The organism is Micromonospora profundi, from assembly GCF_011927785.1.
Classification (GTDB): domain Bacteria; phylum Actinomycetota; class Actinomycetes; order Mycobacteriales; family Micromonosporaceae; genus Micromonospora; species Micromonospora profundi.
Genome location: NZ_JAATJK010000001.1, coordinates 4,815,334 through 4,833,448 on the forward strand (window position 1 = coordinate 4,815,334; position 18,115 = coordinate 4,833,448).

At 69.9% G+C, this 18,115-nt stretch carries 16 protein-coding genes; 7 read left to right on the forward strand and 9 right to left on the reverse strand.

From position 1 onward, the window contains the following. Positions 1–10: 10 nt before the first annotated feature. The 5 genes from F4558_RS21105 to F4558_RS21125 form a co-directional block, all read right to left on the reverse strand. The gene (locus F4558_RS21105; RefSeq protein WP_053655582.1) at positions 11–340 is read right to left on the reverse strand and encodes a MoaD/ThiS family protein; all 330 of its coding nucleotides are present in this window, start codon (positions 338–340) and stop codon (positions 11–13) included. Positions 341–409: 69 nt separating this feature from the next. Next, positions 410–898: a M67 family metallopeptidase gene (locus tag F4558_RS21110; protein ID WP_053655583.1), complete on the reverse strand. Its 489-nt coding sequence runs from the start codon at positions 896–898 to the stop codon at positions 410–412. 53 nt (positions 899–951) lie between these two features. Then, positions 952–1,446 (reverse strand): DUF2017 domain-containing protein, encoded by a 495-nt coding sequence (locus F4558_RS21115; RefSeq protein ID WP_197281524.1) that lies wholly within the window; start codon positions 1,444–1,446, stop codon positions 952–954. Positions 1,447–1,507: 61 nt separating this feature from the next. Continuing rightward, complete coding sequence (gene clpS, locus F4558_RS21120) at positions 1,508–1,798, reverse strand: ATP-dependent Clp protease adapter ClpS (RefSeq protein WP_053655585.1); 291 nt, start codon at positions 1,796–1,798, stop codon at positions 1,508–1,510. 148 nt (positions 1,799–1,946) lie between these two features. Then, positions 1,947–3,491 carry a P-loop NTPase family protein gene (locus tag F4558_RS21125; RefSeq protein WP_167945678.1) on the reverse strand — a complete coding sequence of 515 codons (1,545 nt, stop codon included), beginning with the start codon at positions 3,489–3,491 and terminating at the stop codon, positions 1,947–1,949. Positions 3,492–3,689: 198 nt separating this feature from the next. Here F4558_RS21125 and F4558_RS21130 point away from each other — a divergent pair, with 198 nt between their 5' ends. Genes F4558_RS21130 through F4558_RS21145 form a run of 4 tightly spaced genes read left to right on the forward strand, consistent with a single transcriptional unit; the run spans position 3,690 to position 9,598 of the window. Beyond that, positions 3,690–6,368 (forward strand): LuxR C-terminal-related transcriptional regulator, encoded by a 2,679-nt coding sequence (locus F4558_RS21130; protein WP_167945680.1) that lies wholly within the window; start codon positions 3,690–3,692, stop codon positions 6,366–6,368. A 16-nt stretch (positions 6,369–6,384) separates the two neighbouring features. Then, positions 6,385–7,671 carry a nicotinate phosphoribosyltransferase gene (locus F4558_RS21135; protein ID WP_053655588.1) on the forward strand — a complete coding sequence of 429 codons (1,287 nt, stop codon included), beginning with the start codon at positions 6,385–6,387 and terminating at the stop codon, positions 7,669–7,671. A gap of 51 nt (positions 7,672–7,722) precedes the next feature. Next, positions 7,723–8,304 carry an isochorismatase family protein gene (locus F4558_RS21140; RefSeq protein ID WP_053655589.1) on the forward strand — a complete coding sequence of 194 codons (582 nt, stop codon included), beginning with the start codon at positions 7,723–7,725 and terminating at the stop codon, positions 8,302–8,304. A 40-nt stretch (positions 8,305–8,344) separates the two neighbouring features. Beyond that, on the forward strand, positions 8,345–9,598 hold the full coding sequence (locus tag F4558_RS21145) for an MFS transporter (RefSeq protein ID WP_167945682.1): 1,254 nt from the start codon (positions 8,345–8,347) through the stop codon (positions 9,596–9,598). A gap of 603 nt (positions 9,599–10,201) precedes the next feature. Here F4558_RS21145 and ctaD read toward each other — a convergent pair. Next, on the reverse strand, positions 10,202–11,962 hold the full coding sequence (ctaD, locus tag F4558_RS21150; RefSeq protein ID WP_053655592.1) for an aa3-type cytochrome oxidase subunit I: 1,761 nt from the start codon (positions 11,960–11,962) through the stop codon (positions 10,202–10,204). A 128-nt stretch (positions 11,963–12,090) separates the two neighbouring features. Beyond that, positions 12,091–13,203: an FAD-dependent monooxygenase gene (locus F4558_RS21155; protein ID WP_053655593.1), complete on the reverse strand. Its 1,113-nt coding sequence runs from the start codon at positions 13,201–13,203 to the stop codon at positions 12,091–12,093. A 302-nt stretch (positions 13,204–13,505) separates the two neighbouring features. On the opposite strand from F4558_RS21155, the gene F4558_RS21160 reads away from it, so the two are divergent. Continuing rightward, positions 13,506–14,636 (forward strand): glycoside hydrolase family 12 protein, encoded by a 1,131-nt coding sequence (locus tag F4558_RS21160; RefSeq protein WP_167945684.1) that lies wholly within the window; start codon positions 13,506–13,508, stop codon positions 14,634–14,636. A 202-nt stretch (positions 14,637–14,838) separates the two neighbouring features. Here F4558_RS21160 and F4558_RS21165 read toward each other — a convergent pair whose 3' ends face one another. Beyond that, positions 14,839–15,759 carry an RNA polymerase subunit sigma-70 gene (locus F4558_RS21165; protein WP_167945686.1) on the reverse strand — a complete coding sequence of 307 codons (921 nt, stop codon included), beginning with the start codon at positions 15,757–15,759 and terminating at the stop codon, positions 14,839–14,841. A gap of 137 nt (positions 15,760–15,896) precedes the next feature. Between F4558_RS21165 and F4558_RS21170 the strand changes: the two genes are divergently transcribed. Together F4558_RS21170 and F4558_RS21175 are read left to right on the forward strand one after the other, a co-directional pair. Then, a complete protein-coding gene (locus F4558_RS21170) occupies positions 15,897–16,604 on the forward strand; it encodes a DUF899 family protein (RefSeq protein WP_053655596.1) in 708 nt (235 codons plus the stop codon). A 7-nt stretch (positions 16,605–16,611) separates the two neighbouring features. After that, on the forward strand, positions 16,612–17,076 hold the full coding sequence (locus tag F4558_RS21175) for a hypothetical protein (protein WP_053655597.1): 465 nt from the start codon (positions 16,612–16,614) through the stop codon (positions 17,074–17,076). 316 nt (positions 17,077–17,392) lie between these two features. Here F4558_RS21175 and F4558_RS21180 read toward each other — a convergent pair whose 3' ends face one another. Next, positions 17,393–18,106 (reverse strand): hypothetical protein, encoded by a 714-nt coding sequence (locus F4558_RS21180; protein ID WP_167942855.1) that lies wholly within the window; start codon positions 18,104–18,106, stop codon positions 17,393–17,395. Between the last annotated feature and the right edge of the window lie 9 nt (positions 18,107–18,115).

An 18,115-nucleotide genomic window follows, 5' to 3' on the forward strand; every position in this document is an offset into this window, starting at 1 on the left:
ACGGCAGACCTCAGCGAGCAGCGACGGCGTGCTGGCTGATCGCGGCAGCCGCCGCGAAGCCGAACGCGCCGCCGGCCACGGCCGGCAGGATGGTCACGCTGTCGCCGTCGGCGAGCTTGGCCTCCAGCGCACCGAGGAAGCGGACGTCCTCGTCGTTGACGTAGACGTTCACGAAGCGGTGCAGCGCACCGGCGTCGGTGATCAGCCGGCTGCGCAGCCCGGCGTGCCGGGAGTCCAGGTCGACGAGCAGGTCGCCAAGGGTGTCGCCGGAACCTTCGACGACCTTCGCGCCGCCGGTGTAGCTGCGCAGGATGGTGGGGATGCGAACCTCGATAGCCATGATGTCGTGCTCCTCAATTCAGGTGTGCCAACGGTGACAGGAAGGACAACGGGTGCGGACGCTGACGGATCAGCGGCCGGAACACTCGTAGTCGACAGTCGCCGGGCTCTGCCCGAACATGTAGGACTGCACGGCGTGCGGGTCGACCCCCGCCTCCACGATGCGGACCGGCTCCTCGGTCACCACGCCGTCGACGATCCGGAACGACCGGATCTCCTCCGAGTCGGGCTCACGGGTCGAGACGAGCAGGTAGTGGGCCCCCGGCTCACCGGCGAAGGAGACATCCGTGCGGGACGGGTACGCCTCGGTGGCGGTGTGCGAGTGGTAGATGACCACGGGCTCCTCGTCCCGGTCGTCCATCTCCCGCCACACCCGCAACTGCTCCATCGAGTCGAACTCGTAGAAGGTCATCGACCGCGCGGCGTTTTCCATCGGGATGTGCCGGGACGGGGTGTCGCTGCCGACGGCACCAGCGACGACGCCGCACGCCTCGTCGGGGTGGTCCCGGCGCGCGTGGGCGACGATCGCGTCGATGATCGACCGCTCGATGCTCAGCACGTCCACCAGCCTAGCCCGTGCTGGGCCGCGGCCTGAAGTGGTGCCGCTCACGCTTAGTCGATCAAGGCGTTGAGCAGCGACTCCTGTAGATATCCCAGGTACGCGTAGACCGACAGTTGGAACACCCGGCTGGACGCCGGGTCCTCGGCCACCGCGTCGTCCAGCTCCTCGCCCAGGTCCGTGCCGTCCTTGATCTCCAGCCGGACGCCCATCGCGAGCCGCGCGTCGTTCAACGCCCGCAGCCACGCCTCCGCCGCCTCGGCGTCCAACCGCACCTCGCCGCCCGCCTCGTCGGGCAGCGCGGCCAGGATGGCCCCTGCCTGGTCGATCTTGGCGGTCTTCAGGTCACCCTCGGTGTAGCGGCGGAACTCGGCGGTGCCCGGCGCGTCCTTCGGATAGACCGCCGGGAAGAGCCGACCCACTACCGGGTCGGTGTGGTCGAAACCGTCGGTGAGTAGACCGACCACCTCGGAGGCCACCTTGCGCAGCACCCGCGCCTCGTCGACCGCGAAGGTGGCGACATAGCGGCCAGCCTGCCGCCGGAACATGCTCACGACGCTGATCCCGTTCGCGACTGCAGGGCTCGCAACTCCGGCTCACTCCTCGCGCTCACGAGCGGTCCACCGTCGCCCACAGCCCGTACGCGTGCAACTGCGACGCGTCGTGCTCCATCCGCTCCCGGGCGCCCGTGGAGACCACGGCACGCCCCTTGTGGTGCACATCAAGCATGAGCTGCTCCGCCCTCTCCCGGCTGTAGCCGAACAGCTTTTGGAAGACCCAGGTCACATACGTCATCAGGTTGACCGGGTCGTCCCACACGATCGTCACCCATTGCCCGTCGGCCGCCGGCACCTCGACGGTGGCCGGCGTCTCGACCGGTGCAACCTGCGGAGCCGCCATGCCCCCCATCGTGCCACCGGTTTCCCGGAACCGAGGAACCGGAACGCCGGCTCGTCGCGGATCGCCCATCTCGACCACCCCTGGGCCGCCCCGGCCGCCGTCGGAAACGAGGCACGGTGGACGTCCGCGACAGCGGGCTGCGAGGCCGTCAGGCGAGCAGGATGCCGTGTTCGATGGCATCGGAGAGCACCCCACCCAGCGAGAGGCGGATCACCTCGAACCGTCGGGAGACCTCCCGGGAAAGTTCCAGCTCGACCTCCCGCAACGCCCGCTGGGACCACCGTCGCGCCGCGCTCTGGTCGTCGTTGCCAGGGGTACGCCACTGCTGCCAGCAACCACCGGAGAGTGCCACGGCGACAGGTGGAAGCACCTCGTCGCGGTACGCCGTCGGATAGCCGGCCAGCGCGTCAATGGCCTCGGCTCCGGTCAGCTTGGCCACCCCGGCCGTACTGGTGATCAGCAGGACCGGGTCCAGGTCACGGCCCTGCCGGTGGTCTGCCAGGCCGTACTGCACGGCCGTGGCGATCCGGCGGCGTACGCCCTCGGCCGGCGGCGCGCCGAGCACCTGGGTGGCGGCGTCGCCCAGGATGCGCCGCACCGCGTGATCGCACTGCGCGGTGGCCAGCAGCGACAGGGCGGCCATCTCGCGGTCCAGCAGGTCCGGCAGTCCGGCGCAGCCGACCCCGAAGACGATCTCCTGGACCGCCCGCAGGTGGACGTTCGCCAACTCCAGGGCGAGATGCTGGCGGATCCGCTGTGCGCAGGAACGGGTCTGCCGGTCGAGCCGCTCGGACCAGTCCCCCGGGTCGGCGACCGCCGTCACCCGGTCGTGCTGGCCGGGCAACATCGGCGGGTCGTTGCTGGCCCGGTGCAGTCCTTCACCTGCCGACCAGCCCACCAACGCCCGACGCAGGTCGGCGGGGTCCGCGCCGCCGACCGGGAACCACCGCGCCCCGGCCAGGGAGGGCACGGCGGCCAACAGTGCCGCCCGGTGCGCCTCCACCGTCACCGCCGTCGAGTCGACCTCCCCGGGGCGGTCTCCCGCCGGGGAGGTCGACCCCGCCTCACGATTCGTCGCCGTCCTGTCGGCCGGCGGTGCCCAACCCGCTGCTCCGGGGGTCACCGCGAAGACGACCTCGACGGGAGATGCGGCCACCTCGGCGAGCAGGTTCAGCTCCGGGGCCGTGAACGCCTGATCGGCGGAGATCACGAACAGCAACGCGCCGGCCCGTCCGACGGCATCGAGCAACACCCGAGCGCCCGCGATGCCGAGGCTCCCCGTGTCGGGTGTGTCGATCAGAGTGAAGTGCCGCAGCAGCGGCTCGGGCACGCTCAGCTCGACCCGACGTGCCGGGCGTGCCAGCGCCGGACCTGCGGCGTCACGGTCCGCGCCGTACGAGTGCGGCTGGCGGTAGCCGGGCACGAACGCCGCCCGGGTGGGCACCTTGGCGTGGCGCACCACCAACCAACTGCCCGCCGGCACGGTGAGCATCACCGGGTCGAGCCCGACCAGGGCGGCGAGGACCGCGCGCCGGTCAGCGCCGGCCGGGCCGACGGCGACGACGCCGAGCGGCTCCTGGGCCGCGGGGCCTGTCACACCGACCCGGGCGGGCAACGGGTCACAGGTCGGCTGGCCGGTCGGGTCGGTCATCGCCATCGGCGAGTCGACCGGGGGGAGAGGGCCCTGCTGCATCAGGTGCCTCCCGAGGCAGGCGACCGGTCGTGCCGGTCGCGTGGAAACTCCGGTGGCAGTACCCGGATGCCCGGAAGACTACGGGCGGCCCCCCGACCAGGCAGAACACTTCGGATACTCATGGGTAATTGTGCCACTACTCAACTTCGCTGCGTGACGGTGCGAGCGCAGACGGAATTCGATGGATATGCTGCGCGGATGAGTCGATGGAAGTTCGTCGGGCGGACCGACGAACTCAACCGCCTGCTGGCGGCGGTGACCGGCGAGGCCGGCCGGGGGCTCTTCTTCAGTGGCAGCGCTGGCATCGGCAAGAGCCGGCTGCTGCGCGAAGGTGTCAACGCCCTGCCCACCGACCGGTACGCGATCTGGTCCATCGCCGCCAGCGCCACCACTGCCGCGCTGCCCTTCGGCGGGCTGGTCCAGGTCCTCCCCGCCGAGCAGCCCCAGGGGCTCTCCCCCGCAGGCATCCTGCGCTGGGCGCTCGGCGTCCTGCAACAACAGGCCGCAGGCCGGCGGATCGTGCTCGCCATCGACGACGCGCACCTGCTCGACCCGCCGTCGGCGGCGCTGGTGCACCTGGTCGCCCGGTCGGACAACGCGACAGTCGTCGGCACCCTGCGCGACGGCGAGCAGGTCCCCCTGCCGATCCGCGCACTCTGGACCGACGACCTGGTCGAGCACGTCGAGTTGACCCCGATGCCACCGTCGGAGACCGCCGGCCTACTGGCGGCGATCCTGGGCGGCCCGGTCGACGCCGGCTCCGCGGACCGGCTCGGCCGGCTGTCGGCCGGCAACCCGCTGCTGCTGCGCGAGCTGGTGCACGCCGCCAACGGCAGCGAGGAGCTGAAGCGCACCTACGGGATCTGGAAGTGGACGGGCCGGCTGGAGTTGGCGCCCAACCTCACCGACCTGATCGACACCCGTGTCGGGCAGCTCACCGACGGCGTCCGCACTGTCGTCGAGCTTGTCGCCTTCGGTGAACCACTCGGTCTGCACCTGCTCAACCAGGCTGCCGACCCGTCCGATGTGGAGATGGCCGAGGAGCGCGGCCTGATCACCGTCGTGCAGCACGACCGGCGGACCAACGTACGGCTGGCCCACCCGCTATACGGCGAGGTGATGCGCCGCCGCTGCCCGGTCAGCCGCACCCGCAGGCTCCAGGCACACCTCGCCGAGCTGCTGGAGCGCGTGGGCAAGCGCCGCCGCGACGACCTGCTCCGGGTGGCGGTGTGGCGACTCGACTCGGGCACCGCGCAGGACCCGACACTGCTCGTGGACGCCGCGGTGCAGGCGTTCACCCGCTACGACGTGCCGTTGGCGACCAGGCTGGCACGCGCCGCGCTGAACGCTGACGGCGGCTCGGACGCGGCGGAACTGCTGGCCACCATCCTGATGTTCGCCGACCGGCCGGAGGAGGCGCTCAGCGTCCTCGACGCGGTGACCCTCGAACCGGACGACGAGCGGCGGCTCTGCCGTTGGCTGACCGTACGCGGGATGGTCAGCTACTGGGGATTGAGCCGCGAATCCACAGTGGAGGAGATCGCGAGCCGGGTCGAGCAGCTCAGCGACTCCGCCGACCGGGCCCGTGTGCACGCCTTCGAGGCGATCATGCGCCTGCATCGGCTGGACACGACGACCGCGGTGCGGCTGAGCCAGCGTGTGCTGGACCGGCCGGCGGCCAGCGTCGCCGCCCGTGAGCTGGCCCGCAGCACCATCGCGCACGTCCAGGCCGCGCAGGGCGAGTTGGCCCGCAGCGGTGCGGCGATCGCCCAGGTGCACTCGGCGGCGGCCAGTTGGCGCACCGACATGCCGTACCTGCAGCTGGCCCTGGAACTGGCCCGGGGCACCCGGCTGATGCTCACCGGCGACCTGGTGGGGATCGACGCGATCGTGGCCGACGAGTTCGCCGACCTGGCGGGTGCCGGCGATTTCCGGCTCGGCACCGGCTACCTGGCGATCCTCCAGGCGTACGCGGCACGGTTGCGCGGGCAGAGCGACTCGGCGATGCGTACCTCGTTGGGTGCCTGCGCGGTGCTGGCCACCAGCCGGGTCTACGCCGGTCTGGCCCAGGCCGAGCGCGCGCAGGCGGCGGCGTTGCGCGGTGACGCGGCGCAGGCCGCCGAGGCGATGGCCGAGGCCGACCGCACCCACGCACCGGGCATGGCGGTGCTCTACCCGTGGCTGGAGCAGGCCCGGGGCGCGGTGCTCGCCGCGTCGGGCGACCTGCCGGGCGCGGTCAAGCAGCTCAGCGACCTGGCCGACCGGCTGCGGGCGGACGGTTTCGCCGGGCACGAGGTGCACGTCCTGCACGACCTGGTCCGACTGGACCAGGCAGGCGCACCGACCGGTCCGACCTGCCGCGACGGTGGCCGGCGCACTGTGGCGCAGCGCCTCGCGGAACTCTCCGAGCAGGTGGACGGGGTGCTTCCGCCGCTGCTGGCCCGGCACGCCCGGGCTGCGGTGACCAACGACCCCACGGATCTGCTCGCGGTCGCCGACGACTACGCCGCGCTGGAGCTGACCGTGTACGCGGCCGAGGCCACCGCCCAGGCCCTGCACCTGCTGCGCCAACAGCAGTCGGTGGCGGCGGGCGAGGCCCGGGAGCGCCTGGCCGGTCTGCTCGGCCGGTGCCACCTGATCCGCACGCCCGCGCTGCGCGCCGGAGCGCCGGTGCTCACCGACCGCGAGTGGCAGGTGGCCCGCCTCGCCGCGCACGGCGCGACAAGTAAGGCCATTGCGGAGCGCCTCTACCTTTCGGCCCGCACTGTCGAGAACCACCTCCAGCGGATCTACACCAAGCTCGGCGTGACCGGTCGGGCCGAGTTGTGGGCCGCTCTGCGGGCGATCCCGGGCCACGAGGGCGACGACGCGGACTGAACCTTAGGCTGGGGCGGTGAGCAACCTCCGCCCCGCGCTGTTGACCGACCACTACGAGCTGACGATGGTCAGCGCCGCACTGAAGGACGGCACCGCCGACCGTCGCTGCGTCTTCGAGGTGTTCAGCCGTCGGCTGCCGAGCGGCCGCCGTTACGGCGTGGTCGCCGGCACCGCCCGGCTGATCGAGCTGATCCGCGACTTCCGGTTCGACCCGGCCGAGGTCGACTTCCTCCGCCGGACCGGCGTGGTCGACGACGCGGCGGCGGCCTGGCTCACCGACTACCGCTTCACCGGCGACATCGACGGGTACGCCGAGGGTGAGCTGTTCTTTCCCGGCTCGCCGATCCTCACCGTCTCCGGCGGCTTCGCCGAGTGCGTGGTGCTGGAGACGCTGGCGCTGTCCGTGCTCAACCACGACTGCGCGGTGGCGGCAGCGGCGGCCCGGATGGTGACTGCTGCCCGGGGCCGGGCTCTGATCGAGATGGGGTCACGCCGCGCCCACGAGGAGGCGGCGGTGGCCGCGGCGCGGTCGGCGTACCTGGCCGGCTTCCGGTTCACCTCCAACCTCGCCGCCGGCGCCCGCTACGGAATCCCCACGGCGGGCACTGCCGCGCACGCGTTCACGCTGCTGCACGACGACGAGCGCGCCGCGTTCGCCTCGCAGGTCGCCACGCTGGGCAAGGACACCACGCTGCTTGTCGACACGTACGACATCAGCCAGGGCATCCGCAACGCCATCGCGGTGGCCGGGCCGGAGCTGCGGGCGGTACGGATCGACTCGGGTGACCTGGCAGTGATCGCCCAACAGTCCCGCGAGCTGCTCGACTCGCTGGGCGCCACCGAGACCAAGATCATCGTTTCGGGTGACCTGGACGAGTACGCCATCGCCGCGCTGGCCGCCGAACCCGTCGACATGTACGGCGCGGGCACCGCGGTGGTCACCGGCTCAGGTGCGCCCACCGCCGGGCTGGTCTACAAACTCGTCGAGGTCGAAGGCCGGCCCGTGGTGAAGCGCTCCGAGCACAAGGCGACAATCGGCGGCCGGAAGGTCGCGGTCCGCCGGCACAAGCCGACCGGCACCGCCACCGAGGAGATCATCGTCTCGCAGGGCGTGCCGGACCGGCAGGCAAACGACCGCATGCTCCAGCGCTCGTACGTGGCCGACGGCGAGCCGCTGACCCTGCCCACCCTCGACGAGTCACGGGCGCACCTGCGGGAGTGCCTCATCTCCATCCCGTGGGAGGGGCTGAAGCTGTCCGCCGGTGACCCGGCCATCCCGGTCACCGTCGTACCCGCCGCCTGAGTTCGTTCCGGACCTCCGCCACAGACCTGAGCACGAGAAGAGAGGTACCCGATGGCAAACGCGCTGATCATCGTGGACGTACAGAACGACTTCTGCGAGGGCGGCTCACTTGCCGTCGCGGGTGGCGCCGGGGTGGCCGCCGGCATCTCCCGGCTGCTCGCCAGCGAGCCGGAGCGGTGGGACCACGTGGTCGCCACGAAGGACTACCACATCGACCCGGGCGCGCACTTCGGCGATCCGCCGGATTTCGTGGAGTCCTGGCCGCGGCACTGCGTGGTCGGCACCAGCGGCTCGGAGTTCCACCCCGACCTGGCCACCGGGCGGGTCGAGGCGATCTTCCACAAGGGCGAGCACGCGGCGGCGTACTCCGGGTTCGAGGGGCACGCCGACGACGGCGAGTGCCTGGCCGACTGGCTGCGCCGGCACGACGTGGACCGGGTGGACGTGGTCGGGATCGCCACCGACCACTGCGTCCGGGCCACCGCGCTGGACGCCGCCCGCGAGGGCTTCGCCACTACCGTGTTGCTGGAGTTGACAGCCGCTGTCGCTCCGGCGACCACCGACGTGGCCCTGCGGGCCATGGACGGCGCCGGCGTGACGCTGCACGGCGAGCCTGTGATCAGGGCCGCATGATGCGGTAATTGGGTGGCCATCGGTCCGCCGCCGGTCGAGGATGTCGCCGGAGGTAGGGACCAACGTGAACATGAAGCCTTACCGGGCGGCGCTCGCGCTGCCCGGCCTGCGGTCGCTGTTGCTGATCGCCGTCCTGGCCCGCATCCCGCTCACAGCGACCGGGATCACGCTGACCTTTCACGTGGTTCTCGACCTCGACCGGGGCTACGGGGCGGCGGGCCTGGTGGGCGCTGCCATCACCGTGGGCGCGGCGATCGGCGGCCCGCTGCTCGGCCGACTTGTGGACCGTCGCGGTCTGCGCCCGGTGCTGGTGCTGACGGCGGTAGCCGAGGCGGTGTTCTGGAGCACGGCGCCGTCACTGCCGTACGCGCTGCTGCTGCCGGCCGCCTTCGTGGCCGGGTCGCTGGCCCTGCCCATCTTCTCGGTCGTCCGCCAGTCCATCGCCGCGCTGGTTCCGGAAGATCAACGGCGACCGGCGTACGCGCTGGACTCCATGTCGGTCGAGCTGTCCTTCATGATCGGCCCAGCGCTGGCGGTCGCCCTGGTCACCGCGATCTCGGCACAGACCACCATGTACCTCGTCGGCGGTGGCATCGTCGCCGCCGGTATCGCCCTGTGGCTTGTCAACCCGCCGATCCGCGGCGCCGCCGAGCCCGTCGGACCGCGACGCCGGGTGCCGCACCGGGAGTGGTTGACGCCCCAACTGCTCGCCGTCCTGGCGCTCAGTGCCGCCGCCACCCTGGTGCTCGGCGGCACTGACGTGGCGGTGGTCGCCGTCCTGCGGGCCAGCGGCGAGGTCGGCTGGACGGGGGCGGTGCTGACCATCTGGGCGGTCGCCTCGCTGGCCGGCGGATTCGCCTACGGAGCCGTGCACCGTTCGTTCTCGCCGCTGGTGCTCACCGGGGCGCTGGCTCTGTGCACCATTCCCGTCGGGCTGGGCGGCGCACACTGGTGGCTGCTCTGCCTGGCGCTGATCCCGGCCGGGGCTCTCTGCGCGCCGACCATCGCGGCCGGCTCGGACGCGGTCAGCCGACTGGTCCCCGCCGAGGTACGCGGCGAGGCCATGGGCCTGCACGGCTCGGCCGTCACCGTCGGCATCGCCATCGGCGCACCGCTAGCCGGCGCGGTGATCGACGCCACTACGCCGCTCTGGGGCTTCGTGGTGACCGGCGCGCTCGGTGCGCTGGTCACATTGGTCGTGCTCCCGATCGAGTTGCGCCGCCGCCACAACACCGCTGCCAGCGCCGCACCTCTACCGCAACCCGACGCGGAGCTCGCTCCCGCCAACCGCTAATCCACCGCGCCACCAAGCGGCCGCCGCACCCATCGCCACTCCGGCGCGCCACCGCACACCGATCGCCACTCCGGGAGCCGCCACGCGCCCATCCCGATTCGGCGCCACGCCGCACCCATCCCCACTCCGGCACGCCACCGCACACCGATCGCCACTCCGGCAAGCTGCCCCCCGGGGTGGGCCTGTCCTCTCGTCGCACTGATACCTGTGAGTCATCAATATGACTCACAGGTATCAGCTTCTCAGGGACCCGACCCGACCGCCGAGGCCAACGACAACAACAAAGCCACGCCGGGATCGGAGCTGCAGTCCAGCAACACAGCCCAGCAACACGGCCCAACAACGCAGGCCAGGCCACGACGCCACGGACCGCGTCCACCCGCACGGCCCGCGTCCACCCGCACCGCATAGGCCCGCGTCCACCCGCACCGCACCGCACGGCACGGCCTGCAGCGACACCGCACGCCCGCACCTACACCGGCAGCGGCGGCAGCGGCACTGTTGGTCGCGGGGCGAGACGCGGGGTCTTGCTGGCCGGACATGGCGACGGGCGCCGCTCCCGGTGTCCCGGGGGCGGCGCCCGTCGTACGGCTCAGCTGAGCGTCAGTTGCGGTCGATGTCGCTGGCGGTGTCCTCGCGGTAGCTGGCACCGCCGTCGGACTCGCTGGTGAGCGGCTTGGAGCCGCCCTCCGGCGGGCCGGCCAGGCTCTGGCCACCGGCGGCCAACTCCGGGAACTTCTCGTCGAACGCCGGCCGCTCGGAGCGGATCCGGGGCATCCGGTCGAAGTTGCGCAGCGGCGGCGGGCTGCTGGTCGCCCACTCCAGCGAGTTGCCGTGACCCCAGGGGTCGTTCACCTCGACAACCGGGCCGGTCTTGTACGCCTTCCAGCAGTTGTAGATGAACGGCAGCGTCGAGATACCGGTGATGAACGCGCCGACCGTCGAGATCATGTTCAGCGTGGTGAAGCCGTCGCTGGGCAGGTAGTCGGCGTACCGGCGGGGCATGCCCTCGTTACCGAGCCAGTGCTGCACCAGGAACGTGGTGTGGAAACCGATCATGGTGAGCCAGAAGTGCACCTTGCCCAGGCGCTCGTCGAGCATCCGGCCGAACATCTTCGGGAACCAGAAGTAGATGCCGGCGAAGACCGCGAACACGATGGTGCCGAAGAGCACGTAGTGGAAGTGGGCCACTACGAAGTACGAGTCCGACACGTGGAAGTCCAGCGGCGGGCTCGCCAGCAGCACACCGGTCAGACCACCGAAGAGGAACGTGACCAGGAAGCCGACCGCCCAGAGCATGGGCGTCTCGAAGCTGATCTGGCCCCGCCACATGGTGCCGATCCAGTTGAAGAACTTCATACCGGTCGGCACGGCGATCAGGTAGCTCAGGAAGCTGAAGAACGGCAGCAGCACCTGGCCGGTGGCGAACATGTGGTGCGCCCAGACGCTCATGGAGAGCGCGGCGATCGCGATGGTCGCGGCGACCAGGCCCTTGTAGCCGAAGATCGGCTTGCGGGAGAAGACCGGGATGACCTCGCTGATGATGCCGAAGAACGGCAGCGCGACGATGTACACCTCGGGGTGGCCGAAGAACCAGAACAGGTGCTGCCAGAGCATCGGCCCGCCGGTCGCCGGGTCGTACACGTGGGCACCGAGGATGCGGTCCGCGGCGAGCGCGAAGAGCGCGGCGGCCAGCAGCGGGAAGACCAGGATCACCAGGAGGCTGGTGACCAGGATGTTCCACGTGAAGATCGGCATCCGGAACATGGTCATGCCGGGCGCGCGCAGGGTGAGGATCGTGGTGATCATGTTCACCGCGCCGAGGATGGTGCCCAGGCCGGAGATGGCCAGACCCATGACCCACATGTTGGCGCCGACGCCGGGCGAGTGCTCGACGCTGCTCAGCGGCGCGTACGCGAACCAGCCGAAGTCTGCGGCACCGCCCGGGGTGATGAAGCCGGCGGTCGCCATCGTGCCGCCGAACAGGTACAGCCAGTAGGCGAAGCTGTTCAGGCGAGGGAAGGAAACGTCGGGCGCGCCGATCTGGATCGGCACGATGTAGTTCGCGAAGGCGAACACGATCGGCGTCGCGAAGAACAGCAGCATGATCGTGCCGTGCATCGTGAAGAGCTGGTTGTACTGCTCGGGCGAGAGGAACTGCAGCCCGGGTCGAGCCAGCTCAGCCCGCATGACCAGGGCCATCAGGCCACCGATCATGAAGAACACGAACGCGGTGATCATGTACATGATCCCGATTTGCTTCGCGTCCGTGGTTCGCAGCAGCCGCGCGATGGCCGACCCCTTGACCGGCTCCCGGACCGGCCAGGGCCGGGTCACGACCGGCTTGGGTGCGACGGTGGTCACGAGTGGCCTCCGGTTCTCGGTTGTCGCTCGGCACACGCTGGTTATCTGCGGGCCGTCATCCGTAGGGAGGATAGTCCCCGGCAGGTCGCAGCGCCGCGTGGGGTGGCGTGACACGATCTACTACGGGACTACAGCGGGCCGATCAGTAGCCGGTAGTGCCCCCCGAAGATCCGTCCACCGCGTCCGCGCAGCAGCGGGTCGCGCAGCGCCGGCGGGACGTCTCTGGTGCGGTTGCGGTCCCGGGTCCGGTCGGCCACCCATCGGGTACGCGGGCGACGACGACTCTCGTACGCCACAAGTGCCGCATCGACGCTGCTGGCTGCGCACAGTGATTCGGCAAGCACCACGGCGTCCTCAAGTGCCATGGCGGCACCCTGCGACAGGGTCGGCGCGGTGGCGTGGGCGGCGTCACCGACCAGCAGCACCCGTCCCCGGTACCAGCGGCCCAGCTCCACTTCGTCGGTGAGCCCGACGTGGACCTGGTCCGGCGTCAGCATCTCCAGCACCTCGGGCACAGGCCCCCGGTACTCGCCGAAGAGTTCGCGGAGCCGGGCCAGCGGGTCGGCGGGCGTCTTGGTGCCGGCCTCGTCGGCGTAGCAGTGCAGTCGACCCTCACCGATCGGCACCAACAACAGGCCGGAGCGCTGCCCGAGCAGCGCGGTCCACTCACTGACGGGTGGGCCGTCGCGCAGCACCGCCCGGTAGACCACCTGCCCGACGGGGCGGGGCGGCCCGCCGAGCGCGGCCAGCGCCCGGACCGAGGAACGCGGCCCGTCGGCGCCGATGACCAGGTCGTACTCGGTGGTGGTGTTGTCGGTGAAGGTGACGCCGACGCCTCCCGGAAGCAGGTCCAGGGCGCGGACCTCGGCGCCGTGGCGGACGGCGCCGCCGGCACCGCTGAGCAGCACCCGGTGCAGGTCCGCCCGGGGCAACGCCCGGCATTCGCCGACGCCGGCCCAGAGGGTGTCGAGATCCACCTCACACAGCGGCGCGCCTGTCGCGTCGAAGAAGCACTGCCTGTGGATGACCTGTCCGAGCGGGCGGACCGGGTCGTGCAGGTCGAGTCGGCGCAACGCGCGGGCGGCGTTGCCGGGCAGGTAGAGGCCTGTCGCGGTCGACTCCCCCGGCGGCAGTTTGTCGGTGACGTCGGGCCGGAAGCCCGCCAGGCGTAACGCCCGGGCCACGGCGAGGCCGGCGATGCCTGCGCCGACGACGAGGATGCGCAGGGGAGAGCCACCCATTGTGGTGTACGCCTCCGGAGGGGTTACGGCACGCGTTGGAGGCAACACGCTACTCGGCGCAATCGGCGCACACCAGAGCCCGACCGGCCGCCCGGAACCACCTCTCGGGGACGCGTGCCGCTCAGCTGGACGTGCGGCGACGGCCGTACGGCGGGCGGATGGCAATCCTCACATTTCACCAGTTTGACGCGAACGGTTGCGCCAGAGTTTCAGGCATGTAAATGTGTCAGCGAGCGTGGGAGCGCTCCCGCACCTGCCCCGACCCGTTCGGCGCACCGCACGCGCCCCAGTCAAGGAGCATCATGAAACGTCCACTTCGGGCCCTGCTGGCGGCCGGCCTGCTGCTCAGCGGCTCGCTCGTCGCCGTGGCCCTCGGCGGCACCGCCTCCGCCGACACCCAGATCTGCGAGCAGTACGGCTCCACCACCATCCAGGGCCGGTACGTGGTGCAGAACAACAAGTGGGGCACCACCGCCCAGCAGTGCATCAACGTCACAAGCACCGGCTTCGAGATCACGACGCAGAACGGCAGCAACCCCACGAACGGCGCGCCCACGGCGTACCCCTCGGTGTTCTTCGGTTGTCACTACACCAACTGCTCCCCCGGCACGAACCTGCCGATCCAGGTGAGCCAGATCAGCAGCGCCACCAGCAGCATCAACTACAGGTACGTCAGCGGCGCCACCTACAACGCGTCGTACGACATCTGGCTGGACCCGTCGCCCAAGCGCGACGGCGTCAACCAGATGGAGATCATGATCTGGCTCAACCGGCAGGGTTCGATCCAGCCCATCGGCTCGCGGGTCGGCAACACCACCCTCGCCGGCCGGACCTGGGAGGTGTGGCAGGGCAGCAACGGCTCGAACAACGTCATCTCGTACGTCGCGCCGTCGGCGATCTCCAGCCTGAACTTCAGCGTGCTGGAGTTCATCAACGACGTCCGCAACCGGGGCGCCATCACCAACAGCTGGTACCTGACAAGCATCCAGGCCGGCTTCGAGCCCTGGCAGGGCGGCGTCGGCCTCGCGGTGACCTCCTTCTCCGCGAACGTCAACGGCGGCGGCAACAACCCCACCACCCCGCCTCCGGCCACGACCCCGCCGCCGGGCGGTAGCTCGGGCTGCGCGGTGAAGTACACGCCGAACTCGTGGAACAACGGCTTCACCGCCGACGTGCAGATCACCAACACCGGCTCCAGCACGATCAACGGCTGGACGCTCAACTACACGCTGCCCAGCGGACAGCAGGTCACCAACGCCTGGAACGCCACGGTCAGCCAGAGCGGGTCCTCGGTGACCGCCCGCAACGCCGGCCACAACGGATCGATCGCACCCGGCGGCACGGCAAGCTTCGGCTACCAGGGAACGCTGAACGGGTCGTACTCGTCCCCGACCAGCTTCTCGCTCAACGGGACGTCCTGCTCCCGCGCCTGATACGGCCACTGTGCGGGGTCGCGACTGAAGTCGCGACCCCGCATCCGCATCCTCGCCGCCACCACCGCCCAGCAGCCCGACGCCGACCCGGAGATCATCGCGTTGACCGTCGCCTGGTCAACCTGGCGACGAACATCCCAAGTCCGAGCCCGACGACCCACTACCAGCGCAGACTCGGCCACTTAGCTTGAGACTTACTCGTCTAGGGCTCGAGCGTGGCGGGCATGCTGAAGGCGGCGACGTGACGGGCACCGATGAAGGCGTTGCTCTCTACGATCTTCCCGTTCTCGATCCGGAGTACGTCGACGACCAACGCCTCGTAGTGCGGGCTGCCGGGCCGGCGGAGATAGTTGATCAGTGCCGGGCGCCCGTTGGCCGAGGTGGGGAACGTACGCCAGTCGAGCGGTCGGCCGAGGAACTCCGCGGCCGCGTCGATCCCGACGACCGGCGGCTCGGGCGGCATCGTGATCCGTACGTCCTCGGCGAGCAGTGCCCGGAAAGTCTCCGGGTCCTTCGCGTTGGCGTAGCGGCGCAGGATCTCTTCGTCCTCACTGCTGAGCTGCGGGCGTCGCCAGTCCTTCGGGTCCGACGGAGCGCGCCGCCGGAGGGTGTGGCGGGCCCGCTGGAGGAGGCTGTTGACGGCCGCTACGGCGGTGTCGAGCGCGGCGGCGATCTCCTGCGGCGTCCAGCCGTGGACGTCGCGCAGCACGAAGGCAGCCCGCTGCCGCGGCGGCAGGTACATGAGCGCTGCGATCACGGCCAGCTCGACGGTCTCCCGGGCGGCGAGACCGGTCTGCGGATCGTCGGCCAGCAGGGCGTCGGGATAGGGACCGAGCTCGGTGGACCACTCCAGCGGATCACCGTACGGTACCGTCCGGTGACCGGCCGCCTTGCGGCTGTCGAGGAAGACGTTCGTGGCGATCCGGTAGAACCAGGTGCGCGCCGACGCCCGACCCTCGAAGCGGTCGCGAGCCCGCCAGGCACGCAGGAAGGTCTCCTGCACCAGGTCGTCCGCGTCGGTGACGTTCCCGGCGAGGCGGTAGCAGTGCACGTGTAGCTCACGCCGGTGCTCGTCGAAGGCGCGCTGCAGCCAGACCGCCTGCTCGTCAGGCGAGTCGGACATGTGATCTCCCCGGGGCTGACTGGTCCTCACAACCGTACTGACGACCGCGGGCCCCATCCGTCATCGGTCACCGATGACGATCGCCGACTCGGTCGTCTGTACCTGTGACCGATCCCCACTCCACGAAGGAGATAGCCATGACGGCAACCCCCGCGTCCAGCGCCGCAGCGCCCCCGGTCGTCGACCGGGAGACCTGGCTGCGCGAGCGCAACGAACTGCTGGTCCGGGAGAAGGCCCATACCCGTGAAGGAGACGCGATCGCAGCCGCTCGTCGTCAGCTGCCGATGACCTTGATGCCGACGGTGACGGTGCGGGGCCCTGGCGGGGACACCCCGCTGGTGGAGGTGTTCGAGGGCCGCCGGATGCTCATCGCCTACTTCCACATGTGGCACGACGGCAAACCGTACGAGCATCAGTGTGAGGGGTGCACCTTCTCGACCTGTCACATGCAGATGCTGGACTACCTGCACGCTCGGGACGTCACCTACGCCGTGTTCTGCCAGGGTCCCTACGACGAAAGTGCCCCGTTCGCGGAGTTCATGGGCTACAGGTTCCCCTGGTATTCGGCGAAAGACTCCGACCCGGCTCTGGCCGACGGTCGTGACTTCGGGTTCATCGCGTGCTACCTGCGCGACGGCGACAAGGTCTACGAGACCTACTGGACCACCGGGCGTGGCGTGGAGGCGTTGATGACCACGTACCACGCCCTGGACCTCACGGTGTACGGCCGGCAGGAGAACTGGGAAAACTCGCCTGAAGGCTGGCCGCGGGTCACCGGGCACCCTTGGCGTCTCAACGGCCGCCCCACCGCGCAATGGTCACGCCCCGGCGTCGCACCGCGATGACGTCCTGATGATCGAGGTGATCATGCTCGGGTCGGCCGCGGTGTCAGCCTGCTGCTGCGTCGTGCCGCAGGCGGGCGCTTCCCGCAGAGCCCGAATGCTTGCGGGTGCGACAGTCGCTGTCATGGTCGCGGTGACCCTCGACGCCGCACCGGTTGTGCAGCACGCGGGCACGCTGCTGCTCCTGGCCTTGGCGGTGGCAATCGTCGTCGGCGATCCGACCGAGCGCGGCCCGGAGCTGGAGTGGCACCGTATGGCCGGGGCCGTGCTCATGGCGCTCGCCGTGCTGATGCATCAACACGGCGAGTCGATGGCTACCCGCCACATGGCCGCCGGGCCCCGGACGGACCACGGCACCGTCACCGGCCATGACGCGGCGCTCGTGTTGCTACGCGCCGCCACGGCCGAAGTGACCATTGCTGCCAGCCTCGAGGGTCGACACTGGCGGTTACAAGGAAAGACGCGAAGACGGTAAACAGCAAAAACAAGCGTAGTGTCGAGGCTCGGGGCACAGACCTCAACGCCCTGAAGAACCTTGCCGTTCACACCGCGACAGCCCGTCGGAGGCGATCCCTGTCGTCGTCGGCACCAACCACCACGTCGTCCTCGGATTCGATTCGCCAAGCGGTGGAGAAGGCACGCACGTCCCATCGGCCAGAGCGCGCCTCGTCAACGAGGTTGAACAGCAGGCTGTTTTCATCACGCAGCCGCGCACCTCGCGCTTACAGCCCAAGCAGGGCGTCCAACTCGGCGGACAAGCCCAAACTTCACTCACTGGCCACAGACCTCGATCAAGGCATAGCCTTCAGTCGTACGCCTGCATTCTCGGCCGCACGTTCCGCGGCACTGATTATTGAATCAATCTCCCGCGAATACAATCCGAGGTCCTCCACTGCCTGCACAAACGTCATAATCTTTGCGTGCAGCATGAGGTCGTCCGGCAATTCGATAGTTGATTGGGGAAGGAGCGCATCTCGGACGACTACCTCCGCAAGAATTTCGTCCAGTCGAACGTCGCTGGACGACTTCGCTACCCGGGCCGCGAATTTTGGCACAAGCTCCACAGATGAAGGAGACGGAAATCGCTCCCGAAGCACGGCAGCGGTTGCCTGGTCAATGAGTTCGGCCGCCGCCTCGCTGGACTCCTCATCAGGCAGCGCTGACAGGAGTTCTCGGTCATAGGAGGCTTGCGCCTTGAGAATCTGCCCGACCACCGACCTGGGTCCACTCGTAGGCAGGGCACTTCCTAGCCCTGCAACAGTCGGCCGCTTGCGTGCTTTGCGGCGTAGCCGGTCGGCCCGCGATTCGGCCGCTCGCACCAACTCGGCGCACTGCTCTCCACTTGGGAACTGACTCTGCACCAGGTCGGCGAGAATCGGCAGGATGCCTCTCTTCACATTCCGGCTCACAGAAGAGGAATTATTGAAAGCCAGGTCAATCAGCTCAGCGATTTGGAGGTCGGTCGCCGACCTGCCCGTACGGTTGATTACGCCTTCCAGGTACACGGCTACACG

Bases quoted from the DNA above. Each gene is read 5' to 3' on its own strand.
- F4558_RS21105 (WP_053655582.1), bottom strand. From the start codon at position 340: ATGGCTATCGAGGTTCGCATCCCCACCATCCTGCGCAGCTACACCGGC.
- F4558_RS21115 (WP_197281524.1), bottom strand. From the start codon at position 1,446: ATGTTCCGGCGGCAGGCTGGCCGCTATGTCGCCACCTTCGCGGTCGAC.
- clpS (WP_053655585.1), bottom strand. From the start codon at position 1,798: ATGGCGGCTCCGCAGGTTGCACCGGTCGAGACGCCGGCCACCGTCGAG.
- F4558_RS21125 (WP_167945678.1), bottom strand. From the start codon at position 3,491: ATGCAGCAGGGCCCTCTCCCCCCGGTCGACTCGCCGATGGCGATGACC.
- F4558_RS21130 (WP_167945680.1), top strand. From the start codon at position 3,690: ATGAGTCGATGGAAGTTCGTCGGGCGGACCGACGAACTCAACCGCCTG.
- F4558_RS21140 (WP_053655589.1), top strand. From the start codon at position 7,723: ATGGCAAACGCGCTGATCATCGTGGACGTACAGAACGACTTCTGCGAG.
- F4558_RS21145 (WP_167945682.1), top strand. From the start codon at position 8,345: ATGTCGCCGGAGGTAGGGACCAACGTGAACATGAAGCCTTACCGGGCG.
- F4558_RS21155 (WP_053655593.1), bottom strand. From the start codon at position 13,203: ATGGGTGGCTCTCCCCTGCGCATCCTCGTCGTCGGCGCAGGCATCGCC.
- F4558_RS21160 (WP_167945684.1), top strand. From the start codon at position 13,506: ATGAAACGTCCACTTCGGGCCCTGCTGGCGGCCGGCCTGCTGCTCAGC.
- F4558_RS21165 (WP_167945686.1), bottom strand. From the start codon at position 15,759: ATGTCCGACTCGCCTGACGAGCAGGCGGTCTGGCTGCAGCGCGCCTTC.
- F4558_RS21170 (WP_053655596.1), top strand. From the start codon at position 15,897: ATGACGGCAACCCCCGCGTCCAGCGCCGCAGCGCCCCCGGTCGTCGAC.
- F4558_RS21175 (WP_053655597.1), top strand. From the start codon at position 16,612: ATGATCGAGGTGATCATGCTCGGGTCGGCCGCGGTGTCAGCCTGCTGC.